The following is a 21,234-nucleotide window of genomic DNA, read 5'->3' on the forward strand; positions in this document are numbered from 1 at the left end:
AAATGTTTGATACAAGTATAGAAGAAAGAGATGACTTTTTACTGGTAAAACTTAAGGGTGATTTAGATGTATACTCAAAAGAAGATTTTGTAGAATTTAATGACAAATCCTTAAAAAATACTGACAATAACTTAGTTATAGACTTAGAAAATCTGGACTATATAGATTCTACTGGTCTTGGTATGTTTATAAATATATACAAAGACCAAGAAGAAAAAGAAAAATATGTAAAAATAATAAACCCTAAAGAAAATATAAAAAAATTATTTAAAATAACAGACTTAACTAACTTATTTGATATGGAGGAATAATGGAGACTATAAAATTACAGATTCCACCAAATACAATCTATCTCAAATCCATAAGACTACTAGCAGCAAGCCTTGCAAGTGATATAGGTTTTGATATAGAAGAAGTTGAAGATATAAGAGTAGTTGTATCAGAAGCTTGTAATTACAAAATGAGTGATGAGGATATAAAGATAGAATTTCATGTAGATGATGGCTTTATCCAAATAAGAGTAAGTGGAAAAGATAGGGAAATTGAAAAAGAAAATCTAAAAATACAAAAGCTTATACTTGAACAATTAGCTGATAAGGTAGAAGTTGTAGATGATAAAATAATACTTACAAAAGAGAAATAATTATGGCAAAAACTAAGGCTTCTTTGGAAAGAAGGAAAGAAATCAAAGAAAAATTTGAACAATTTCATAAAACAGGGGACAAAAAGCTAAGAGCTGAGCTTATAGAAGAGCATATGTATATAGTAGATATACTCTCAAATAAGTATGTTGGAAAAGGGATTGAAAAAGATGACCTATACCAAGTGGCATCCCTGGGCCTTATTTATGCAATTGATAGATATGATCCGTCAAAAGGATATGAATTCTCTTCATTTGCAACTCCAACTATAATGGGTGAGCTTAAAAGATATTTTAGAGATAAGGGTTGGGTTATAAGAGTGCCTAGAAGGATACAAAATCTTTATAAAAAGATAAATACAGCAAAAAAAATCCTTCCACAGGAGCTTCAAAGAACCCCAACAATAAAAGATATTGCCTCATATCTTGGAGAAGATGAGGAAACAATACTAGAAACAATTGAGGCAAGTAAGGTTTATTCCCCACAAAGCTTAGATATGAAATACCAAGTTCAAAAGGGAGAAAATGCAGTTGACCTTTCAGATATGATAGGAAAAGATGATAAAAACTTTGACTCAGTTGAGCTAAAAGACTTAATAGAAAAATCAACCCAAAGACTAAACGATCTAGAAAAAGAAATACTAGAGTTAAGATATTATGAAGGACGCACCCAAGTTGATATAGCAGAAAAACTATCCATATCACAAATGACTGTATCAAGGATAGAGAAAAAGATCCTACAAAAATTCACAATTGAGATGAAAAAAATGCAATAAATTCGAAAAAAAGCTCTCAAATAATACAATTGAGAGCTTTTTCTTTTAGTTTTCTTCAATTTTTCTCTTTTTTTCTTTGATTACTATTGAATCATAATCTTTTTTAAGTATTTTTTTCATTTTTTATTCATCCTTTTTTATCTTTAGTTGTAATATACTTACAATAATAGGATAAAATAAAAATCTGCTTTAGTAAATGAAAACGATAGAAAATAAAAAATATGAAACACAAGAAAACGAGAATCATTATCAATTCTTTGAATAAGTTGAAAATTTGTCTTAAGCTGTATATATTCCTATTTTATAGCCTATATAGTTATTTGTATTATTATATGATTTTTTGTTAAATTTCTTATTAGATATAATTTATCTTCTATCTCTTAGTAATCTTTTTATTTTTTATATAGTTTTTTACTCCTATTTTCCTATATTACTCATATAATCAAATGAAATCATTTAAAGACTAAATAATTTTATTTTAGTAATTATTTATAAGTGAGCATAATTTTTTACAAGTTAAAATTGTCTTTAAATATTGTATAAAAGTATTTATATAAATTAGATGAAATAAAAGGTTGTTGCAAAATGATGAGTTAATTCTACAACAACCTTTTAGATTAAGAAAAATACTTTCAATAAAATTTCAAATTATTTTATATAAGGAAATTTTATTATTTAGAAAGATATCCTATTTTCCAGGATACATTGTAGAATAGCCTGGATACATTTTTCCTATCTCTTCTATGATTAGACCTATATCACCAAAGCCTGTTTCTTCTAATTTTTGTTGGGCCCTGTAGTTTGCAAGGTCAATATCAGCATCTGTTATGTCATTTATCTTATTTTTGTCAAAGCCATAATTTGCTACTAATTGTTTTCTAAATTCATCGTAGTCTGATTTGTTTTGGGCAAATTTCCCCATACCTTCTCCCTTAATTTTAGAGCTATTTTTGTTTGTATCTTTAGTATTATTATTATCATTTTGTGAAGTTTCTTTAGTTTTTGTACCTTCGTTTGTTGACTTATCTTCGTATTTCTCCTGAAGCTTTTGAGTAGCCATATCTATTTGCTCATCATAGCTTGAGAGCTTGTTACTTTCATAAATATCAAAGAAAAGTTTTTTAAGCTCTCCATTAGATATATTGGATGCATCAAAACCTTGCTCTTTTATATATCTTCTAGCATTTGTATACATATCTGTTTTGTCATCAGTGGTATAAACCCAATTTTCTTCTACATCTATAATTGAAGAAAGTGGATACTCACTATTTTTACTTGGATGGTCTTTGGCAACTTCATTTAAGAAAAAGCTTAACTTATTCCAAAAACCTGTTTTTTTTCTGAGATTTTCTGCTTTTTCCCCATATTTTTTGATATCCTCATCTGTAAGAGAGTCTATAATATCTTGGTCAAAGCCTGCTTCTTTAGCCATGATATCCCTTAATTCACTTACACTGAAGTCTTTTTTATTTGATTTAGTATTTTCTTTATCCTTATTAACATTGCTTCCATCATTAGAGGAATTTTTCTTTTCTCCTTCGAGATTATTTTTATTTTTCTTAGTTAAATCACTTACTTCTAAACTTTTATTATTAGATACTATCTTATTGCTGTTATTTGCATTACAAGCACTGAGCACTAAAGATAAAGAAAGGGCTACAATAATTTTCTTGTTCATCTCTCCCTCCATTAATTATTTTATTATATTTTTACCCAAATCATTTAAAAGATAATTTTTATTAATAAAATAAGATGGATTTCAATATTTAAATGAAGTAATTATCAATTTGATTTAAAAAAAATTTGTATATTATACAATCGATTTAATGTTTTATCTTAATAAAATCCCAAACTATAGTAAAATCTATGTAAAGATAGTGTCAAAAACACGAATAATTATAAATAAGTCTAAAATGTGATTTTTATTTTCTATCTCTTCTAATTGGAATTATAAGAATTAATAAAGATTTGACAAGAACATAAATATAAACTATAATGAATTCATATAAAATCAAAAAAAGAAAAAAGAAAAGAGGATAGAAGAATGAATGTAAAAAAAGTTTTTTCCCAAGCTTTTGCTTTTGGTTTAGCTTTAACACTTACAGCTTGTGGTGGATCTAACAAAGATGATTCTAACAAAGATAATAATGCATCCAATTCACCAAGCACACCTGCATCTAATTCTAAAGGCGATGCTGAGGTTGATAACTTTAAAGCACAAACAAATGATAATACACTAGTTGTTGGTGTGGATTCAATTGGAGGAGAATTTATCCAAGGATTTAACAATGGTACAAATGATGTAACTGCAAGAGAGTTCATGGGAATTCAAGGTGCAGCATCCTATGATACATATATAAAAGATAGGAACGGAAAATATAATTGGAATCCAACAGTACTAGAAGAAGAGCCAAAGACTGTTAAAAATGATGATGGCTCATCAACAACAACTTTCAAACTTAAGAAAGATTTAAAATGGTCTGATGGTGAAGCAATTACTGTTGATGATTATTTATTTAAATCTTTGCTTCATTCATCAAAAGATTATTCTGTTATAACAGGTTCTACAGAAATAGGAGCAGACTCTATTAAGGGATACAATGATTATAGAGAAGGAAAAACAGATGAATTTGTAGGTTTAAAGAAGATAGATGACAATACATTTGAAGCTACAATAGATTCATCTTTCTTACCATACTTTGAAGAAGAATACTTAAAGGCATTTAATGCAAGGCCAATCCATTATATAGCACCAAATTTAAAGGTTGAAGGTTCTAAACTTGCTCTTAAAGATGGTTATGAATTAAGCGAAGATGACAAGAAAGCATATATAGAATCTCTTGACCAACAAATAAAAGCTGAACAAGAAGCTTATGACGAAAAAGTTAAAGATGCTGGTGAAGAAGATGCTGATGCTAAAAAAGAACACGAAGAAAAGAAAAAGAATCTTGAAGATAAAAAGTCAGCTGCTGAAAATGGTGGAGATATAGACCCTACAAAGATGCTAGTTGAACAAGCAATGATTTTTGATGCAAATGACTATAGGAAAAAACCAGCTGTAACATGTGGACCTTACAAATTTGTTTCATTTGAAAATAACATGGTTAAACTTGCTTTAAATGAAAATTATGCAGGAGATTTTGAAGGTCACAAGGCTACAATTCCAAATGTTATAATTCAAGCAATTAATACAGAAATAGCAGTTGATCTTGTTAAAAATGGAGACATTGATATATATGAACAAGAAATGAATGGTTCAAAAATTGACCAAATGAGAAAAGCTGCTGATGAAGGTAAATTATCTTATGTATCATATGATAGAAATGGTTATGGATGTCTAAAGTTTCTAACAGATAGGGGACCAACTCAATATAAAGAAGTTAGACAAGCTATAGCTTTCCTAATGGATAGAAATGACTTCGTTCAAAACTTTGCAGGTGGATATGCTGTTGTAACAAATGGTATGTATGGTTCAAGCCAATGGATGTATAAGGAAAGAGGAGCTGATGTTGAGTCAAAACTTACAAATTATACTCTAAACATTGATGAGGCAAATAAGAGACTTGATGCCTCTCCTTATAAGTTTGAAAAAGATGGAAAAACTCCATGGGATGCTCAAAAAGCTCAAGAACAATACAAGTCAAATGCATCAAGCTTTGATTATTACAGATATGATGAAAATGGTAAGAAGTTACAAATCAACCAATTTGGTGCAAAACAATCTGAAATAACAACCCTTCTTTCAAACCAATTACCAGACAATGCAAAACAAGTTGGTCTTGAATACAATGTTCAAGCAGGAGATTTCAATACACTTCTTAACTATATGTATAATCCTAAAGAAGGAGATGCAGCAGAATATACAGCATTTAACATGGGAAATGGATTTGGTACACCATTTGATCCTTACTACCAATACAATAGTAAGGGAAATGACAACACAACTAAAACAAATGACCCTAAGGCTGATGAAATAACAGTTAAATTAAGACAAACTGATCCATCTAAGAAAGATGAATACTTAGATAGATGGGAAGAATTCCAACAATGGTATAATGATTATCTACCAGAAATACCACTTTATTCTAATCAAGTTCACTCAGCTGCTTCATCAAGAGTTGAAGGATTTGAAGGTGTAACACCAGAATGGGGAGTTTCTTGTCAAATCAATCAAATGAGTCTTAAGTAAATCTAAAAAATGATAAAAATTAGGCTATTGCATTTTTGCAATAGCTTATTTTTGTTAATTATAAAAATAATGTCTTAAATATTTTAAATTTTAAAAAAGAAAAAATAGATAAAGTATTATAAATTTTATTTGAAATTAAACTACAATTATTATTGAGATTAGAGAAATAATATACATATATAGTCAAATAAGCTTCTAAATATTGGATTTTTACAAGCAAATTTAAATCTTTATTAAGTAATAAATCATTTTTAAATTGACAAATTAGCCATCTTATATTATTATATTGTTTATGATATTGTAAGTTTATTGTAAGGAAGATTTTTTATATTTATTTATTAAAATTTATAATTAGTTTTTTTCCAAATGTCTTTATTTTTCAAAAATGTCTATATTTAACTATTTAAATTGAAAAATAATTGATGCAGTAAACTTAATAAACATTAAGGAAGGGACAAGAATGTTAAAATACATAATAAAAAGAATCATTAACCTGATTCCTGTAGCTATAATTATATCTGTATTGGTTTTTGTTTTATCAAAATCCATGCCTGGAGATCCTCTTTTAGCTATGATGCCTAAAGATGGGAGAATGACAAAGGCCCAACAAGAAGAGTTATATAAAAATTTAGAAAAACGCTATGGATATGATAAGTCATTACCAGAACAATACTTTATGTGGGTAGGAAGGTCTTTAAAAGGAGACTTTGGCGATTCACTTCAATCAACAAGGCCTGTAAAAGAGTATTTATCAGAGCCACTTAGAAATACAATCTTATTAAATATAGGCTCAACTCTTATATCTTTTATACTCTCAGTCTTGATAGGTATAAGGTCGGCTGTTCATAAGGGAGGGATCTTTGATAAGTTCTTCCAGGTATTTACTTTGGTGGGAATATCATTACCTACATTTTTTATAGGCTTATTTTTGATATTTTTATTTGCCTTTAGGTTAGGATGGTTTCCTGCAAATGGTATGCCTAGAAATAATAGTTTTGGAGAATGGATAAGATATTTAATACTTCCAACTCTTACCCTAACTTTTGGTTCCATGGCTTCCATTTCAAGATACGTAAGAAATTCTATGCTTGATTCTTTAAATGAAGACTATATAAGAACAGCTAGGGCAAAGGGTCTTAAGGAAAAGACTGTAATTTATTCTCATGCTTTTAGAAATGCTTTAATCCCAGTTGTTACTGCAATGACATGGGCTGTTCTTTCTATGTTTTCAGGTTCAGCTATAACTGAGACTATATTTGCATATAGGGGAATTGGAAATATCCTTATAAAGTCAGTTCTAGCCCAAGACTATAATGTAATCTTAGCCTTAACTATGTTTTATGCTATACTTACACTTTTAGGAAATTTAATCATGGATATTGCTTATGCTATAGTAGATCCTAGAGTAAAATTGGAGGCTTAATATGAAAGATAAATTATATAAAAGTTTTAAATCTTTTGGAAAATTAGTTCTTTCCCTTTTTACTTTCGGAACTAATTCTAATGAATATGACAAAGCTGATAAAGTTAAGGAAGATGCTCAAGGAATAGTTGACCAACAAACAAATACTCAGCTTGGAGATATTGATCCTAAAAATGAGAATGAGGACTTAAAGGAAGAAGCTATTACATCACCTGGTAGGATGGCTGTTAAAAACTACTTTAGAAATCCATTAGGAGTAATAGGTCTTGTTTTACTACTAGCTATGATTTTGGTCGTATTTGTGGGTTCTATTTTAGTTCCATTTAACCCTTATCAATCAGAAGGTACACTTATAAATGTATCACCTGGTTCAGGTTATATGAATTATCCTTCTGAGATGGAAAAAGAGGGAGTTAAGAAAATATCTGTAGGAAACACTTTTGGCGTAGGTCTTACAAATGAAGACAACTTCTATTATTGGGGAAAAAATAATGAAGATGACGTTATGAAGATGCCTAAGGAAATAGAAGATAAGATAAAAGATAAAAAGATAAAAGATGTTACTGCAGGAGATAGGCATATCCTAATAGCAACAGAAGATAATGAAATATATGGTTGGGGTAATGACTCTTTCAAACAAACAAAACTTCCGCCAATGAAAGAAAGTCAAGTGAAGCAAGAAGGAATTAAAAAACTTGGTGCGGGTGTTCAATATTCAGTAATTTTAACAGAGAAAAACAATATAATAGTTTGGGGTTCTACAATGAACTCAAGGCTTGATCTAATTCCTAGTGAAGTCCAAGGAAATGTGGTTGATTTTGCTACAAATGGTACAAATATACTTACTATATTAAAAGATGGATCTATAAAACTATTGGGAGTTAGGGGAGCTGAGGTAGATTTAGGAGCTCCAGATGAGATTAAAAATAACAAGGTAAAGATTAGTAAGGTAGCCCTTACTACAAATTCTGCTGCAGCCCTAGATGAAAATGGAAAGTTATATGTTTGGGGACCTGCAAGAGATAGTCTTTCAGGATCAAATATACCAAAGTTTGAAGCTGATATTGTAGATATAGAAGGTGGAACAAGCCACTTTACAGCACTTGATAAAAATGGAAAGATTTATTCTTGGGGAAATAATAACTATGGTGAAGCAGATAGTCCTGATGGAGAATATAGCCAAATTTTTACAGGATATTTTAATAACTATGCTGTAAATAAGGACTCAAAGATTGATACTTGGGGACTTAAGGGTTTTAGGTTAGGATCAGATGACCAAGGACGTGATATATATGCAAGGCTTATTCATGGTGGAAAAATGACTATGATTATCTCTTTTGTATCAGTAGTTATCCAAGTAGTACTTGGGGTAATTATAGGTATGATATCAGGTTATGCTGGAGGAAGAGTAGATAATGTATTGATGAGAATTACAGAAATCGTTCAATCATTCCCATTCTATCCACTAATTATAACTCTTTCGGCACTCCTTCCTGTAAACACAAGTCAAAATACAAGACTTATGATGATAATGGTTCTTTTGGGTGTTATAGGATGGACAGGGATTGCAAGGCTTGTTCGTGGTCAAATTTTAGCTGAAAGAGAAAGAGACTATGTAACAGCTGCCAAGGCCCTTGGTGTTACAAATTCATCAATCCTTGTAAGGCACATCCTACCTAATATCCTTTCTATAATTATAGTAAATGCAACACTTGGATTTGCTGGAAACCTCCTTACAGAGGCAGGTTTATCATTTTTAGGATTTGGTGTACAAGAGCCAATGCCATCTTGGGGTAATATGATGACAAGTGCCCAATCATCAGATGTAATAAATATATACTGGTGGAGATGGGTAATACCAGCACTTGCAGTATTCTTAGCAGCATTTTCGGTAAATCTTATAGGGGATGCCCTAAGAGATGCTATAGACCCAAGGTCAAATGAGAGATAGAGGTTAAAGATGAAAAATTTACTTGAAATAAATAATCTTCATACCTACTTTGATACAAGACGTGGTCAAATCAAAGCGGTCAATGGAGTATCATGTACAATTGAAGAAGGAAAAACCCTAGGGCTAGTTGGAGAATCAGGTTCAGGAAAAAGTCAAACAGCTATGAGTATCCTACAATTATTTGAACCTAACCAAAAAATTTATGGTGGAGAGATAATATTTGAAGGTAAAAAAATCTCTGAATATAATAGAGCTCAAATGGAAAAGGTAAGGGGTAATGATATCTCTATGATTTTTCAAGAGCCTATGAGTTCTCTAAATCCTGTATTTACAGTAGAAAAACAAATCTCAGAAGTTTTGATTCTTCATAAGAATATGAATAAAAAACAAGCTGCTAAGAGAGTTGAGGAATTGCTTGCTCAAGTTAAGATTCCAAATCCTAATGTAGTCGCTAAACAATATCCATTTGAACTATCAGGTGGTATGAACCAAAGAGTTATGATTGCAATGGCCCTTGCTTGTGAACCTAAACTTTTAATAGCAGATGAACCTACTACAGCCCTTGACGTAACTATCCAAGCTCAAATTCTAAAGTTAATGAATGAGCTTAAGGAAAGGCAAAATACATCTATTCTTTTTATAACCCACGATCTTGGGGTAATAAACCAAATGGCTGATGAAGTTGCTGTAATGTATTGTGGTCAAATAGTAGAACAATCACCAGTTGATTATATCTTTAAGCATGATATAACAGACTATAACCACCCATACACAGTAGCCTTACTAAATTCAATTCCTGCTATAACAAGCGATAGGAATGAAAGACTTGATATAATACCAGGTTCTGTTCCTCACCCACTTAACCTTCCAAAAGGCTGCAAGTTTGCAGACAGGTGTAAGTATGCAACAGAAAAGTGTAGAAAAGATATGCCAGAGCTTGTAAAAGTAAGTGAAAACCAAAAAATCAGATGTTTCTACCCTAATAGGAAGGAGAGGGAAAATGGAAAAATCCAATAATAAAAAGGTCTTATTTAAAATAAGAAATCTTAAAAAATATTTCCCTATCAAGAAAAAATCAATCTTTTCTAGGGGAGCTAACCAATATGTACATGCCAATGAGTCAATCTCTATAGATATTCACCAAGGAGAAACTTTTGGTTTAGTTGGTGAAAGTGGTTGTGGTAAGTCAACCTTTGGTAGAACCATCCTTCAAATATATGAACAAACAGAAGGAACAACCCTTTACTATGGAACAACTTTAGATGAACTTGCTCCAGAATATATGGGAAAAGATATTAAGGATATAGCAAAGAAATTTCCTGAATATGAAAAGGAAGTAGAAAAGCTTAATTCTATCTACAGTGAGATAGAAAAAACAGAAGATGAGGAGAAAAAGGCTGAACTTAACGAGTCAGCTATGTTTCAAAGAAGGCATATCCAAGAAAATTATGAGAATATGTTAAGAATAGCTGGAGGTCTTTTAGCTGATGATGATTTAAGTGAAGTTAGTTCAATCTTAGATCAATACTATCAAAAGATAAAAGAAAGATCTAAAATAATACTTGAAATCAAAAAAATAAAAGAAAAAGATGAAGTAAGAATAAGGGATAAGAAAGAATTAAAAAATACCTTAATTAATGACCCTAAATATAAGGAACTTTTGAGCAGGAAAGAAAAGCTTGATAAGGAAGTTTCAGAAAAAAAAGCTAATATTGATTATAAAAAAGAAGAGCTTAAAGCTAAGGATTCTTTTGAAAAGCTGGAAAGTTTTGTAGATGATGGAATAGATTTATCAAGGCTTACAAGTGAAGAGATGAGAGAGCTTAGAAAAGATCTTCAAATAATTTTCCAAGATCCATATGGTTCTCTTGATACAAAGATGACAGTAGGAAATATAATTGGAGAAGGTGTACTTGGTCACGGACTTTTCAAAAATAGGAAAGAGGAAGGCTATAACGAATACATCCAAGATGTAATGGGAAAATGTGGACTTGCTCCATACTTTATTCATAGGTATCCTCATCAATTCTCTGGTGGTCAAAGACAAAGAATAGGTATAGCAAGAGCCCTTGCCCTAAATCCATCTTTCATAGTATGTGATGAGGCGGTATCAGCCCTTGATGTTTCTATCCAATCACAAATTATCAACCTACTTCAAGATTTAAAAACAGACTTAAATCTAACCTATCTTTTTATAACCCACGATTTATCAGTTGTAAAATATATATCTGATAGAATTGGAGTAATGTATTTGGGGGTTATGGTAGAATTATCAGACTCTGATAAGATTTTTGCAAATCCTCAACACCCATATACTAAGGCTTTACTACAAGCTATTCCAAGAACAGATGTCGATAAGGGACAAGAACTTCAAACTATAGAAGGTGACATTCCTTCAGCGGTAAATCCTCCAAAAGGATGTAGGTTCCATACAAGATGTAAGTATTGTATGGACATATGCAAACAATTTGAACCTGAACTTAAGGAAGTAGAAGAAGGTCATTTTGTAGCTTGTCACTTAATGGATGTCTCTGAAGAAACTAAAATTAAAGCTTTTGAAGAAAATGAAGAAAAAAGGTTGAAAAAAGAAAGAGAATTGGCTAAGGAAGCTAATCTATGAAAAAACCTATAGATCCTTTTAAAAATAAAACAAAGGAAGAAATCTATGAAAAAGAAGAACTTTTAGAAAAAGATAATCTGGAAAAACATGATAAACTCGCTATGTTTTTAGCTGCTATGAAGGTATTTGGACCTCCTGTTTTGATAATATTGGCAATTTTTGCAAGCCTTATATTCTTATTTTAGTTTTAAATTATTCCTTAGAGGGTAATTATATAAGGAAGCTAAAAAAAGAAAGGATATAAAATGAGTAAATTTGACTTATATTTTAAACCAGAATGTCCATATTGCTTAAAAGTTTTAAATTTTATGCATGAAAATAAAATTACCGACTTCACATCATACAATGTAAAGGATGGAAGAAGTGGTGAAGAAAATACTAAAGAATTAGTAGAATTGGGCGGAAAAGATCAAATCCCATTTATGGTATTTGGTGATGTAAAAATGTATGAATCAGATGATATAATAGAATATCTAAAAGAAAATTACTAGAATGCAATACAAAGTACCGACCTTGGGTCGGTATTTTTTTGTTAAGTTTTTATAAAATAAATCTTATCCGGGTATAAAAATAAGGGTGATAATATGAGAAATTTAAAATATAGGGATAATAAAATATATGAAGCTGATAGGATAATCTACAAGCTAAAAAAATCAGCAAAAAGCTATGAAGTTCTCTATAATAGTGGGAAACTTGTAGCTAGATTTAAGGTAAAGAAGATATTTAGTCTAAAGGATATTAGAGAGGCTGTAATAGGAAATATAAGGATAAGAAAAGAGAAAAAAGCTCCTATAGAAGATGCTAAAATATTAAATAGAAATTTTATAAATCTTTATCCAAATTCGGGACTAATTTCACTCTTAAAGGAAGAAGAACTTTTAGGCTCTTATAATTTTTCGAAAGATGAGATTGAAGTTTTTGATGATGAAGGACTTCTTATAACTATATTTTTTGCCCTAAAAGTAATAAGTTAAAAGCTCTTGTAAATATTATTTTTGCAAGAGCTTAATTTTTACATATAAATATATCCATTTTCATCAGGTGTTTTTGTAAGAGCTATTATAAATTCAAAAAAAGATATTATAGTTGGAATTCCAGTACATATAAATATAAGATATATAATTCCCTTACCAAATTTTCTGGAATAAAACTTATGGGCTCCGAATCCTCCCAAAAACAAGGCCAAAATAGCATATATCCACTTATTAACAGGATATTTACCATAAGGAATATTCTTATTTTCTTGGTTTATATATATGTTTGTAACACTAGATTTATCCAAGTCATTCCTATAATATTCTTTTTCATCTACAGTCTTATAAGATTCATATTCTGATTTTTCTTTTGCTTTTCTTATGTAGTTATGGTTTCCATCATTGAAAACTTTAACCTTGTCTCCAATATTTGGAACAAAGTTAACATCATCAAGATCAATTCTTATTACAGAACCATCTTCAAGTCCAACTACAACTTTATCTGCTTCAATTTTTATTATTTCTCCCATATTAACTCCAATCTTTTTCTAAATTATATCATTATTTTTTTAAAATATAAAAAAATTCTAATTTATACTAAAGTTGCCCTATAGTTATTAGGATTTTAAAATTATTTATCATAATATATTAATAAGAATGGGAATATGTTAAGTGAAAAAATTAAAAATAAAAGAGCTAAGGCTTACCCAAGAATATATTACAGAAAAATTATACATATAAAGTCAGGCTGTATCAAAGTGGGAAAAGGGATTATCTGAACTATCTATGGAGAATCTAGTTAAATTAAGTGAAATATTCAATGTAGATATAGAATATTTTAAAAATGAAAGCGAAGATAAAGAAGAAAAGCCTATCCTTGCTAGTTTTTTTAGCTATATCTTTTATAATTTTAACCCTATATTTTGGAATTTCTGTATTTGCCTTCTCGCAGGCTATAAAAGACTTGTGAGAAAAGCTAGATGACTTAGACTATACTTTGTTTTCAAAATTTATCTTACCTTTAGTATTCATCTTAAGTCCTCTTATTGTTTTATATAATATAATTAAGAAATAAAAATTAAAAAAAGGGCTATTGCAGAATGAATTAATCGTTCCAAAATCATTACAAGATTTTCCAGACAATTTGGATTTTCTTAGCCTGTAGGCTATTTCAAATTATCTATTAGTAATTTGTAATGATAGAAGATTAGAAATTCATAATTTTGCAACAAACCCTTTTAAATTATTTATTTTCTAATGAGGTAGTTAAAGGCTGAAAGTGCTGCAGTCGCTCCAGATCCTGATGCTATTACTATTTGCTTATATACTGAATCAGTGCAATCTCCTGCTGCAAAGACACCTTCTATATTTGTAGAAGCATCTTTTTTAACTTCTATCTCACCTCTATCTGTAAGCTTTACAAGACCATCTAGCCATTCTGTATTTGGTATTTGTCCTATTTGTAAGAATACTCCAGAAAGTTTTTCTTCGTGTACTTCTCCTGTTACGCGATCAGTGTATTTTAAGCCTGTAAGCTTATTGTCACCTATGAATTCTGTTGTTTGTGCATTGGTTATAACTTTGACATTTTGAAGGGATTCTAATTTTTCTTGTAGTATTTTGTCTGCCTTAAGTTCTGGCAAAAATTCATATACTGTAACAGTATTAGCAAGTCCTGCAAGGTCGATTGCAGCTTCTATTCCTGAATTTCCGCCACCAATTACGCCAACATCTTTGCCCTTAAATAAGGGACCATCACAGTGGGTACAAAAAGCTATACCCTTAGTCTTAAACTTATCTTCTCCTGGAACATTTAAGAGTCTCCATCTTGTTCCAGTTGCAAGGATTAAAGATTTGCTATTAATCTTTGAGCCTTCATCAAGCTCTATTATTATTTCTTTATCTTCCTTGCTAAAGCTTTGAGCTTTTACTCCCTCAATTATATCTACACCAAGATTTTTAACTTGTTCTTTTAAAAGAGCCATGTATTTTGGTCCTTCTGTAGATATAAGTCCTGGTATATTTTCAATTGTAAGAGTTTCATTAACTTGTCCACCAAATTCATCTGCAACTATACCAACCTTAAGTCCCTTACGAGCTCCATAGATTGCAGCAGTTCCACTTGCAGGACCTCCTCCAACTATTAAGATATCGTAGTTTTTAAAATTAGATAAATCCCTTTTAGCCTTTCCTGCAACAAGGTCTAGTAGGTTAGATAAAGTTTTCTTACCACCATCAACAAATTCTTTATCCTTAAAGATTGCAGGAACTGCCATAACATCTCTTTTTTCAGCTATATCTTGGAATACTGATCCTTCAATCATTGTGTGGTTTACATTTTTATTTAAAACAGCCATTATGTTAAAGGATTGAACAACTTCAGGGCAGTTGTGACATGTTAGAGAAACAATGGTTTCGTAGTTTTCATTTGTATCTATAGATTCGATTCTTTTTTTATCCTCATCACTTATTTTTGGAGCTATACCTCCAACTTGTAAAAGAGCAAGGACAAAGGATTCAAATTCGTGTCCTAAAGGAATTCCTGCAAAGACTATTTTACCATGGTCAAAGTCACCTTGAAGCCTGAAAGAAGGTTTATATTCTAAGTCTTCTTCTGTTACTTTGATTTTATCTGATAGACTTTCAACATCCCTTATAAAAGATTCTAGTTTTTTTGATTTTTCATCATCTTTTAAAGAAAGTCCAATGTTTACATTGGACTTAAGCATCTTAAGGTAGGCCTTAAGTTGTTCTTTTAGCTTTTGATCTAACATTAGATTTTTCCTACAAGGTCAAGTCCTGGTGTTAGAGTATCATCATCTTCTGAATTCCATTTTGCAGGGCATACTTGGTCTGGGTGTTGTCTTACATATTTTCCAGCCTTTACCTTGTAAATGTTGTTTTCAGCTTTTCTTCCGATTCCATCAGCATTGATTTCTAAAGCTTGAATTACATTGTCTGGGTCTATTATGAGAGTTGCTCTTTGAGCCTTTCCATCTTCAGACAAGATATCTAGTGCCTTTGTTAGTTCTTTATTTGAATCACCAATCATTGTGTATTCAAGTTTGCCTATAGCATCACTTTCTTCATGCCAAGCTTTGTGTACAAAGTGAGTGTCAACACTTACTGAATAAACTTCAGCACCTAATCCTTTAAGTTCATCATACTTTTCTTGTAAATCTTCAAGTTCTGTAGGACATACAAAAGTAAAGTCAGCTGGATAGAACATTAAAACTTTCCATTCACCTTCTAGGTCTTTATCACTTACTGTGATAAACTCATCTGTCTTTGGATTATAAGCATCCAATTCAAATTCTGGTAATCTTTTTCCGATTAATGACATAATATCCTCCATAAAAAATTATTTATTATTTTTCTATTTCATTCTTACTTACAAGATAATTATACTCATTCTAAAATTAAAATCAATATTAAAAATAAAAAAATAAAAATAAGACCAAAAGAAATAAAAAAAATTAATTTCTTTTGGTCTTAAATAAGATTAAAGATAAAAAGCCACTTATAGTATGTATTTAAGTGGCTCTTTGATGGGCGAAATCTTTATAGATTTCTATGAGTTAAACAGTAAAAGTTTATTTAATAAACTTTCTATTTTATTATAACACCCAATTCTTAATCGGTAAAGATATTTAAATAATTAAGATATAGATATTGGGTATAATTTATATTGAGGTGAATTATGAATATACTACTAGCTTTAGATTCTATAAAAGATTTTGAAAACTCAATAGAGATAGCCAATTATTTTAAAGACGAGTTAGAAAAATATGAAAAGACTAACCATGTTGAAATCCTTCCCTTTCTAGATGGAGGAAGAGGGACTGTAGAGATTATGAAAGAAGTTATAGGAGGAGATTTCTCTTATGTGAATGTACATAATCCACAAAATGAGGCTTCAACTGCAAGATATGTAATTAAAAACAATTTTTGTGTAATGGAGATGGCAGAAGCTTGTGGTCTTAGGCTCCTAGATAAGGATACGCTTGATATAATGAAGTCATCTTCCATAGGATTAGGGGAGATGATAGTAGATGGTTTTAATAATGGATGTGAAAAGTTCTTTATAGGAGTAGGAGATACTGCAACAAATGATATGGGCATGGGTATGCTTTATGCTTTAGGTGTTAGATTTTATGATAAGAACTTAAATTCTCTTACCCCTATTGCAAAAAACATGATAAAGGTTAATTCAATAGATATGTCAGGTCTTGATAAGAGAATATTTAATGTGGATATTGAGCTTGCCACAAGCCAACCTCTTACTCTTTTTGAAAAAAATTCCTTTTTAGAAAAAAGACCTATAAGAAAGGGAGCTAGTAAGGAAGAGATAGAAAAATTAGAAGTAGCATGTAAGCACTTTTCAAAAAAAGTATCAGAAGCACTAGGTGTTGGTCATATAGATTTTCCATATCTTGGAGCAGGTGGCGGGGTATGCTGGGCTCTTTATATCTTCTTTAGAGCACAAATTTCTAATTCAATGGAGCTTATTTTATCTCTTGTAGACTTCAAAGAGGAAGTGAAAGATCAAGATATAATGATTCTTACTGAAAATGTAGATGAATTTAATGGAGAAAATTCTATAAATCTTGCTAAATTTGCTAAAAGATACAATAAAGATATAAGGGTTATATTTTTACAAGATGTAGATTATCAAAGGATAGAAAAAAACAATATAATTGATCAGATTTATGAATTTTCTATTGATGAAAATATAAATAGAGAAGACTATGATAAAGAAATAAGAAAAATAGCAAGAAGTCTAATAGAAGATAGCTTTGCTATTTTTTAAGCTCTTTATATCTATGGTATAATTAAAATAATTAAAGGAAAGAGAGATATGAGTAAAGGAAAAATGACAAGAATACTAATGGGAATAAATATCCTAGTCTTTATTTTGATGACTGTAAGTGGAGGAAGTGAAAATATATCAAATCTGGTGAGGTTTCAGGCTATGAATAAGATATATGTCTTTCAAGGGCAGTGGTGGCGAATGTTTTGTGCAATCTTTATCCATATAGGAATTTTTCATCTTTTGATGAATATGTATTTTTTAAATTCCATAGGTGGAGTTTTTGAATCTCTTTATGGATCAAGAAATTTTCTTATCATATACATTCTAACGGGTCTTATGGGTAATCTTTTAACCTATGCTTTTGGAGAGTTGAACACAGTATCAGCCGGAGCCTCTACTTCTCTTTATGGACTTATAGGTCTTGGGCTAGGCATTATGTTAAACTATAAAGATAATGATATCCTTATGCAATTTGGAAGAAGTTTTCTTCCTATAATAGTAATAAATATAATTTATTCATTTATGATGCCAGGGATTGGAATTACAGGACATTTGGGTGGACTTTTGGGAGGATTTATCCTAGCAGGAGCTTTTCCAATTATGAATATGGATATTTCATCTACAACAAGAATTATCAGCTTAGTTGCCTTTGTAGCTATAGCCATTGGATTTGTTTATATAGGAAATAGGTCTGTAATGGGAGCCTTATGAGAAAACATACTATACTTTTATGTCTTCTTAGCTTATATTTTCTTTTTACATCTTGTCAAAAACCAAGTGAAAGTTCTTTAAAAAATGGTGATAAAGAAACTATAAAGGAAAAAGTTAATATAAAATATGTAGGAAAAGAAAAAACTTTTGAAAATACAAATAAGAAGAAAAGCTTCGAACAAAAGTATGGAAAAGGGAGAAAATCCCCTTCTATAAATCTTGATGAGGCTGTGGGTAATCTTGTATCTGCAAAGATAGCTAATATAGATTTAGGCCTTTCCCTTCTTCCTTCTACAGAAAATTCTGGTAGTTATTCTATATTTGTAAACTATGAAGATAAGAATAACAATCTAGGCTTAGATGAAGAGAAAATTGAAATAGGACCAATTTTTGATGAAGATAAGTCCTATAGTCTCATTAGTTTTTATAAGATGACATCTCCTAGTGGGGATATTTTAATTATAAGTCAGGTCCAAATATCTGATGATTTTCAATATTCAAAGTATTCTATATACAATAAGTATTTAAATATGATGGACTATGCTTACTTTTACAATTCAAATCAAAATATATACCCTACATCTATAAGAAGTGATGCTATCTTAGATGAGGCCGAGGATATAGAAGATGGAGATATAAATATTGCTACGAAGATGAGAGTAAAAGAAGAAGATAAGTACCTTAAAGATTTATTTAAGACCTATAATATAGAAAATATAAGTAAAAAAGCAAATATTGAAAATAGTGAGATGGTAATAGCAAACTTCACTAAGGAAAGTGATAAGATTATTAAAATTTTAAGTATAGAAAAATTAAAAAATGGAAAATTTGCCATTAAGTAAAGGAGCAAAATATGAATAGAAATGAAATAGATAAGTCCCTAAAGTGGGATACAGAAAAAATATATAAAAGCGATGATGACTTTTATAAGGAAGTAGAAGAAGTAAAAAATCTTTTAAAAGAAGTTAAGACATATAAAGGAAGGATATTAGAGTCAGCTGATTCTTTATACAAGTTTTTAAAGGATTCTGAAAAACTTGAAAGAAAATTCTCGAAACTTGGTGTCTACGCATCCTTAAAGTCAGATGAGGATACAAGAGTATCTAAATATCAAGAGATGGAAAAAATTGCAACAAATCTTTATGGAGATTTGGTAAAAAATTTATCTTTTGTAAATCCTGAAATATTATCAGATGATTACGAGAAGGTAAAATCTTTTATAAACCAAAAAGATGAACTTAAAATATATGCTCATTACTTTGAAGATTTATTTAGAAACAAAGACCACACTCTAGGAGAAAATGAAGAGAAAATAATAGCATCATTTTCAAAACTTACACAAAACCCACAAAACACTTATATGATATTTTCAAATGCAGATTTAAAATTTCCAAGTGTCAAAAAAGGCGATAAAGAAGTAAAAATTACAGATGCAAACTTCACAAACCTACAAGTAGATTCTAACCGTAAATTTAGAAGAGATGTTTACGAAACCTACTATAAGACATATAAGCAATTTGAAAATACAGTTGCATCTCTTTTAGATGGCGAGATGACTGCAAATAACACCATAGCAGCTCTTAAAAACTTTAAGTCTGCAAGAGAAATGAGTCTATTTAGAAATAATATAAATGAAAGCGTATATGATAATCTAATAGAAGTAATCCATGACAATATAGAAATTCACAGAGACTATACAAGCCTTAGAAAAAAAGTTTTAGGACTTAGTGATTTAGGCTTTCATGATATATATCTTCCCTTAGTAGAAGATTATGAAAAAAAATATACATTTGATGAGGCTAAGGAATTAATCCTTAAGGCTCTTGCTCCACTAGGCGAAGAATATATTAAAAAGGCAAGAGAAGGATTTGATGATAGATGGTTTGACGTATTAGAAAATGATGGAAAAAGATCAGGAGGATACTCATCAGGATCCTATGATACAGAACCATACATCCTATTAAACTATAACGAATCTCTAGATTCACTATTTACAACAGCACATGAATTAGGTCACTCCATGCACTCCTACTACACAAGAAGTAGCCAACCTTATATATATGGAGAATATTCAATATTTTTGGCAGAAATAGCATCAACAACAAATGAGCTACTTCTACTAAACTATATGATAGATAAGGCAGAAAATGATAAAGAAAAAACTTATTTATTAAATCACTATGTAAATAGCTTTAAGTCTACAGTATTTAGGCAAACTATGTTTGCTGAATTTGAACATATTGCAAACAAACTTGTAGAGGAGGGAAAACCTGTAACAAGTGAGAAACTAAACCAAATTTATCATGATCTAAATGTAGATTATTTTGGAGAAGATATAGAAGTAGATGAATATATATCAACAGAGTGGGCAAGAATACCACACTTTTATATGTTCTACTATGTATTCCAATACGCAACAGGTTTCTCATCAGCAGTAACCCTATCAGATAAAATACTAAATGGAGAAAAAGAAGATATAGAAAAATACCTTAACTTTCTAAAAGCAGGAAAGAGTAAGTATCCATTAGAAGTATTAAAAGATGCTGGAGTAGATATGACCAAGAAAGATTCACTACAAAAAGCTATGGATGTGTGCAAAGAAAAGTTAGAAGAGTTAAAAAAAGCCTTAAATAAATAAAATATTTAAAAAATTTGGAATAAAAGACAAAGAAGACCTAATTTTTATTGTAAAATAGGTCTTCTTTTCTTTTTTTAAAAAAACTTCAGAAAAAAATTGACAAAAGATAATAACCATAGTATTATATAAAGGTACTGTAAATGACTGAGCAAGATAATAAAAAATAAAAAAACTTGACAAAGTAAAATGTGCAGTATATAATATATACAATATCATATCAGAAAAGATATCTTAAAACTAAGTGTTTTTTAGAAAAAAATAAAAAAATACTTGACAAGATAAAATGAAGATGGTATTATATAATAGTCGTTACAAGATAGCGACATTGAACCTCAAAAAAATATATATAGATAACTACAAAAAAGTAAAGTGAATTACTTTGAGTAAACCAAACAAAAAATGACAGAAGTCAAGATCGAACTTTAAATGAGAGTTTGATCCTGGCTCAGGATAAACGCTGGCGGCGTGCATAACACATGCAAGTCGAACGATGAAGGTT

The 21,234-nt window shown here is 30.1% G+C and carries 20 protein-coding genes and 1 rRNA gene; 17 read left to right on the forward strand and 4 right to left on the reverse strand.

Annotated elements, in window-relative coordinates; translation table 11 throughout:
• Nucleotides 1-2: 2 nt before the first annotated feature.
• Genes HV819_RS04560 through HV819_RS04570 form a run of 3 tightly spaced genes read left to right on the forward strand, consistent with a single transcriptional unit; the run spans nucleotide 3 to nucleotide 1,416 of the window.
• A complete protein-coding gene (locus tag HV819_RS04560) occupies nucleotides 3-311 on the forward strand; it encodes an STAS domain-containing protein (RefSeq protein ID WP_154539877.1) in 309 nt (102 codons plus the stop codon).
• Nucleotides 311-643 carry an ATP-binding protein gene (locus HV819_RS04565; RefSeq protein ID WP_154539879.1) on the forward strand — a complete coding sequence of 111 codons (333 nt, stop codon included), beginning with the start codon at nucleotides 311-313 and terminating at the stop codon, nucleotides 641-643. Before HV819_RS04560 ends, HV819_RS04565 begins: the two co-directional genes overlap by 1 nt.
• A gap of 2 nt (nucleotides 644-645) precedes the next feature.
• Entirely contained in the window at nucleotides 646-1,416 is a 771-nt protein-coding gene (locus tag HV819_RS04570) for a SigB/SigF/SigG family RNA polymerase sigma factor (RefSeq protein ID WP_154539881.1), read from the forward strand.
• A 688-nt stretch (nucleotides 1,417-2,104) separates the two neighbouring features.
• Here HV819_RS04570 and HV819_RS04575 read toward each other — a convergent pair.
• Nucleotides 2,105-3,094 (reverse strand): hypothetical protein, encoded by a 990-nt coding sequence (locus tag HV819_RS04575; RefSeq protein ID WP_176269641.1) that lies wholly within the window; start codon nucleotides 3,092-3,094, stop codon nucleotides 2,105-2,107.
• Between the two features lie 366 nt (nucleotides 3,095-3,460).
• Here HV819_RS04575 and HV819_RS04580 point away from each other — a divergent pair, with 366 nt between their 5' ends.
• The 8 genes from HV819_RS04580 to HV819_RS04615 all read left to right on the forward strand — a co-directional run bounded on the left by HV819_RS04580 (nucleotide 3,461) and on the right by HV819_RS04615 (nucleotide 12,573).
• On the forward strand, nucleotides 3,461-5,605 hold the full coding sequence (locus HV819_RS04580) for an ABC transporter substrate-binding protein (RefSeq protein WP_176269642.1): 2,145 nt from the start codon (nucleotides 3,461-3,463) through the stop codon (nucleotides 5,603-5,605).
• 460 nt (nucleotides 5,606-6,065) lie between these two features.
• A complete protein-coding gene (locus HV819_RS04585; RefSeq protein WP_176269643.1) occupies nucleotides 6,066-7,028 on the forward strand; it encodes an ABC transporter permease in 963 nt (320 codons plus the stop codon).
• A gap of 1 nt (nucleotide 7,029) precedes the next feature.
• Complete coding sequence (locus tag HV819_RS04590; protein WP_154539887.1) at nucleotides 7,030-8,979, forward strand: ABC transporter permease subunit; 1,950 nt, start codon at nucleotides 7,030-7,032, stop codon at nucleotides 8,977-8,979.
• Nucleotides 8,980-8,988: 9 nt separating this feature from the next.
• Nucleotides 8,989-9,996 (forward strand): ABC transporter ATP-binding protein, encoded by a 1,008-nt coding sequence (locus HV819_RS04595; protein ID WP_154539889.1) that lies wholly within the window; start codon nucleotides 8,989-8,991, stop codon nucleotides 9,994-9,996.
• Nucleotides 9,980-11,599 (forward strand): ABC transporter ATP-binding protein, encoded by a 1,620-nt coding sequence (locus HV819_RS04600; protein WP_154539891.1) that lies wholly within the window; start codon nucleotides 9,980-9,982, stop codon nucleotides 11,597-11,599. The genes HV819_RS04595 and HV819_RS04600 overlap by 17 nt, the downstream gene beginning before the upstream one ends.
• Nucleotides 11,596-11,784, forward strand: coding sequence for a hypothetical protein (locus HV819_RS04605; RefSeq protein ID WP_154539893.1), 189 nt, complete (start codon nucleotides 11,596-11,598; stop codon nucleotides 11,782-11,784). The genes HV819_RS04600 and HV819_RS04605 overlap by 4 nt, the downstream gene beginning before the upstream one ends.
• 60 nt (nucleotides 11,785-11,844) lie before the next feature.
• Complete coding sequence (locus tag HV819_RS04610; RefSeq protein WP_154539895.1) at nucleotides 11,845-12,090, forward strand: glutathione S-transferase N-terminal domain-containing protein; 246 nt, start codon at nucleotides 11,845-11,847, stop codon at nucleotides 12,088-12,090.
• A gap of 93 nt (nucleotides 12,091-12,183) precedes the next feature.
• Nucleotides 12,184-12,573 (forward strand): hypothetical protein, encoded by a 390-nt coding sequence (locus tag HV819_RS04615; RefSeq protein ID WP_154539897.1) that lies wholly within the window; start codon nucleotides 12,184-12,186, stop codon nucleotides 12,571-12,573.
• Between the two features lie 38 nt (nucleotides 12,574-12,611).
• On the opposite strand, the gene HV819_RS11780 is transcribed toward HV819_RS04615, so the two are convergent.
• Nucleotides 12,612-13,103, reverse strand: a complete 492-nt coding sequence (locus tag HV819_RS11780) for a TM2 domain-containing protein (RefSeq protein WP_154539899.1) — start codon at nucleotides 13,101-13,103, stop codon at nucleotides 12,612-12,614.
• Nucleotides 13,104-13,359: 256 nt separating this feature from the next.
• On the opposite strand from HV819_RS11780, the gene HV819_RS11565 reads away from it, so the two are divergent.
• Nucleotides 13,360-13,557 carry a hypothetical protein gene (locus HV819_RS11565; protein WP_235942761.1) on the forward strand — a complete coding sequence of 66 codons (198 nt, stop codon included), beginning with the start codon at nucleotides 13,360-13,362 and terminating at the stop codon, nucleotides 13,555-13,557.
• Between the two features lie 263 nt (nucleotides 13,558-13,820).
• Here HV819_RS11565 and ahpF read toward each other — a convergent pair whose 3' ends face one another.
• Nucleotides 13,821-15,347, reverse strand: a complete 1,527-nt coding sequence (ahpF, locus tag HV819_RS04630; protein ID WP_154539901.1) for an alkyl hydroperoxide reductase subunit F — start codon at nucleotides 15,345-15,347, stop codon at nucleotides 13,821-13,823.
• Nucleotides 15,347-15,916 (reverse strand): alkyl hydroperoxide reductase subunit C, encoded by a 570-nt coding sequence (gene ahpC, locus HV819_RS04635; RefSeq protein WP_154539903.1) that lies wholly within the window; start codon nucleotides 15,914-15,916, stop codon nucleotides 15,347-15,349. Before ahpC ends, ahpF begins: the two co-directional genes overlap by 1 nt.
• A 357-nt stretch (nucleotides 15,917-16,273) precedes the next feature.
• On the opposite strand from ahpC, the gene HV819_RS04640 reads away from it, so the two are divergent.
• The 5 genes from HV819_RS04640 to HV819_RS04660 form a co-directional block, all read left to right on the forward strand.
• The gene (locus HV819_RS04640) at nucleotides 16,274-17,383 is read left to right on the forward strand and encodes a glycerate kinase family protein (protein WP_154539905.1); all 1,110 of its coding nucleotides are present in this window, start codon (nucleotides 16,274-16,276) and stop codon (nucleotides 17,381-17,383) included.
• A 48-nt stretch (nucleotides 17,384-17,431) separates the two neighbouring features.
• Complete coding sequence (locus HV819_RS04645) at nucleotides 17,432-18,097, forward strand: rhomboid family intramembrane serine protease (protein ID WP_154539907.1); 666 nt, start codon at nucleotides 17,432-17,434, stop codon at nucleotides 18,095-18,097.
• Nucleotides 18,094-18,939, forward strand: coding sequence for a hypothetical protein (locus HV819_RS04650; protein ID WP_176269644.1), 846 nt, complete (start codon nucleotides 18,094-18,096; stop codon nucleotides 18,937-18,939). The genes HV819_RS04645 and HV819_RS04650 overlap by 4 nt, the downstream gene beginning before the upstream one ends.
• A gap of 11 nt (nucleotides 18,940-18,950) precedes the next feature.
• Nucleotides 18,951-20,735, forward strand: coding sequence for an oligoendopeptidase F (gene pepF, locus HV819_RS04655; protein ID WP_154539911.1), 1,785 nt, complete (start codon nucleotides 18,951-18,953; stop codon nucleotides 20,733-20,735).
• Nucleotides 20,736-21,157: 422 nt separating this feature from the next.
• Nucleotides 21,158-21,234 (forward strand): 16S ribosomal RNA (locus HV819_RS04660); the annotation flags it as partial.

Source organism: Anaerococcus faecalis (assembly GCF_013371425.1).
GTDB classification, from domain to species: Bacteria; Bacillota; Clostridia; order Tissierellales; family Peptoniphilaceae; genus Anaerococcus; species Anaerococcus porci.

Bases quoted from the DNA above. Each gene is read 5' to 3' on its own strand.
- HV819_RS04560 (WP_154539877.1), top strand. From the start codon at position 3: ATGTTTGATACAAGTATAGAAGAAAGAGATGACTTTTTACTGGTAAAA.
- HV819_RS04565 (WP_154539879.1), top strand. From the start codon at position 311: ATGGAGACTATAAAATTACAGATTCCACCAAATACAATCTATCTCAAA.
- HV819_RS04570 (WP_154539881.1), top strand. From the start codon at position 646: ATGGCAAAAACTAAGGCTTCTTTGGAAAGAAGGAAAGAAATCAAAGAA.
- HV819_RS04575 (WP_176269641.1), bottom strand. From the start codon at position 3,094: ATGAACAAGAAAATTATTGTAGCCCTTTCTTTATCTTTAGTGCTCAGT.
- HV819_RS04580 (WP_176269642.1), top strand. From the start codon at position 3,461: ATGAATGTAAAAAAAGTTTTTTCCCAAGCTTTTGCTTTTGGTTTAGCT.
- HV819_RS04585 (WP_176269643.1), top strand. From the start codon at position 6,066: ATGTTAAAATACATAATAAAAAGAATCATTAACCTGATTCCTGTAGCT.
- HV819_RS04590 (WP_154539887.1), top strand. From the start codon at position 7,030: ATGAAAGATAAATTATATAAAAGTTTTAAATCTTTTGGAAAATTAGTT.
- HV819_RS04595 (WP_154539889.1), top strand. From the start codon at position 8,989: ATGAAAAATTTACTTGAAATAAATAATCTTCATACCTACTTTGATACA.
- HV819_RS04600 (WP_154539891.1), top strand. From the start codon at position 9,980: ATGGAAAAATCCAATAATAAAAAGGTCTTATTTAAAATAAGAAATCTT.
- HV819_RS04605 (WP_154539893.1), top strand. From the start codon at position 11,596: ATGAAAAAACCTATAGATCCTTTTAAAAATAAAACAAAGGAAGAAATC.
- HV819_RS04610 (WP_154539895.1), top strand. From the start codon at position 11,845: ATGAGTAAATTTGACTTATATTTTAAACCAGAATGTCCATATTGCTTA.
- HV819_RS04615 (WP_154539897.1), top strand. From the start codon at position 12,184: ATGAGAAATTTAAAATATAGGGATAATAAAATATATGAAGCTGATAGG.
- HV819_RS11780 (WP_154539899.1), bottom strand. From the start codon at position 13,103: ATGGGAGAAATAATAAAAATTGAAGCAGATAAAGTTGTAGTTGGACTT.
- HV819_RS11565 (WP_235942761.1), top strand. From the start codon at position 13,360: ATGGAGAATCTAGTTAAATTAAGTGAAATATTCAATGTAGATATAGAA.
- ahpF (WP_154539901.1), bottom strand. From the start codon at position 15,347: ATGTTAGATCAAAAGCTAAAAGAACAACTTAAGGCCTACCTTAAGATG.
- ahpC (WP_154539903.1), bottom strand. From the start codon at position 15,916: ATGTCATTAATCGGAAAAAGATTACCAGAATTTGAATTGGATGCTTAT.
- HV819_RS04640 (WP_154539905.1), top strand. From the start codon at position 16,274: ATGAATATACTACTAGCTTTAGATTCTATAAAAGATTTTGAAAACTCA.
- HV819_RS04645 (WP_154539907.1), top strand. From the start codon at position 17,432: ATGAGTAAAGGAAAAATGACAAGAATACTAATGGGAATAAATATCCTA.
- HV819_RS04650 (WP_176269644.1), top strand. From the start codon at position 18,094: ATGAGAAAACATACTATACTTTTATGTCTTCTTAGCTTATATTTTCTT.
- pepF (WP_154539911.1), top strand. From the start codon at position 18,951: ATGAATAGAAATGAAATAGATAAGTCCCTAAAGTGGGATACAGAAAAA.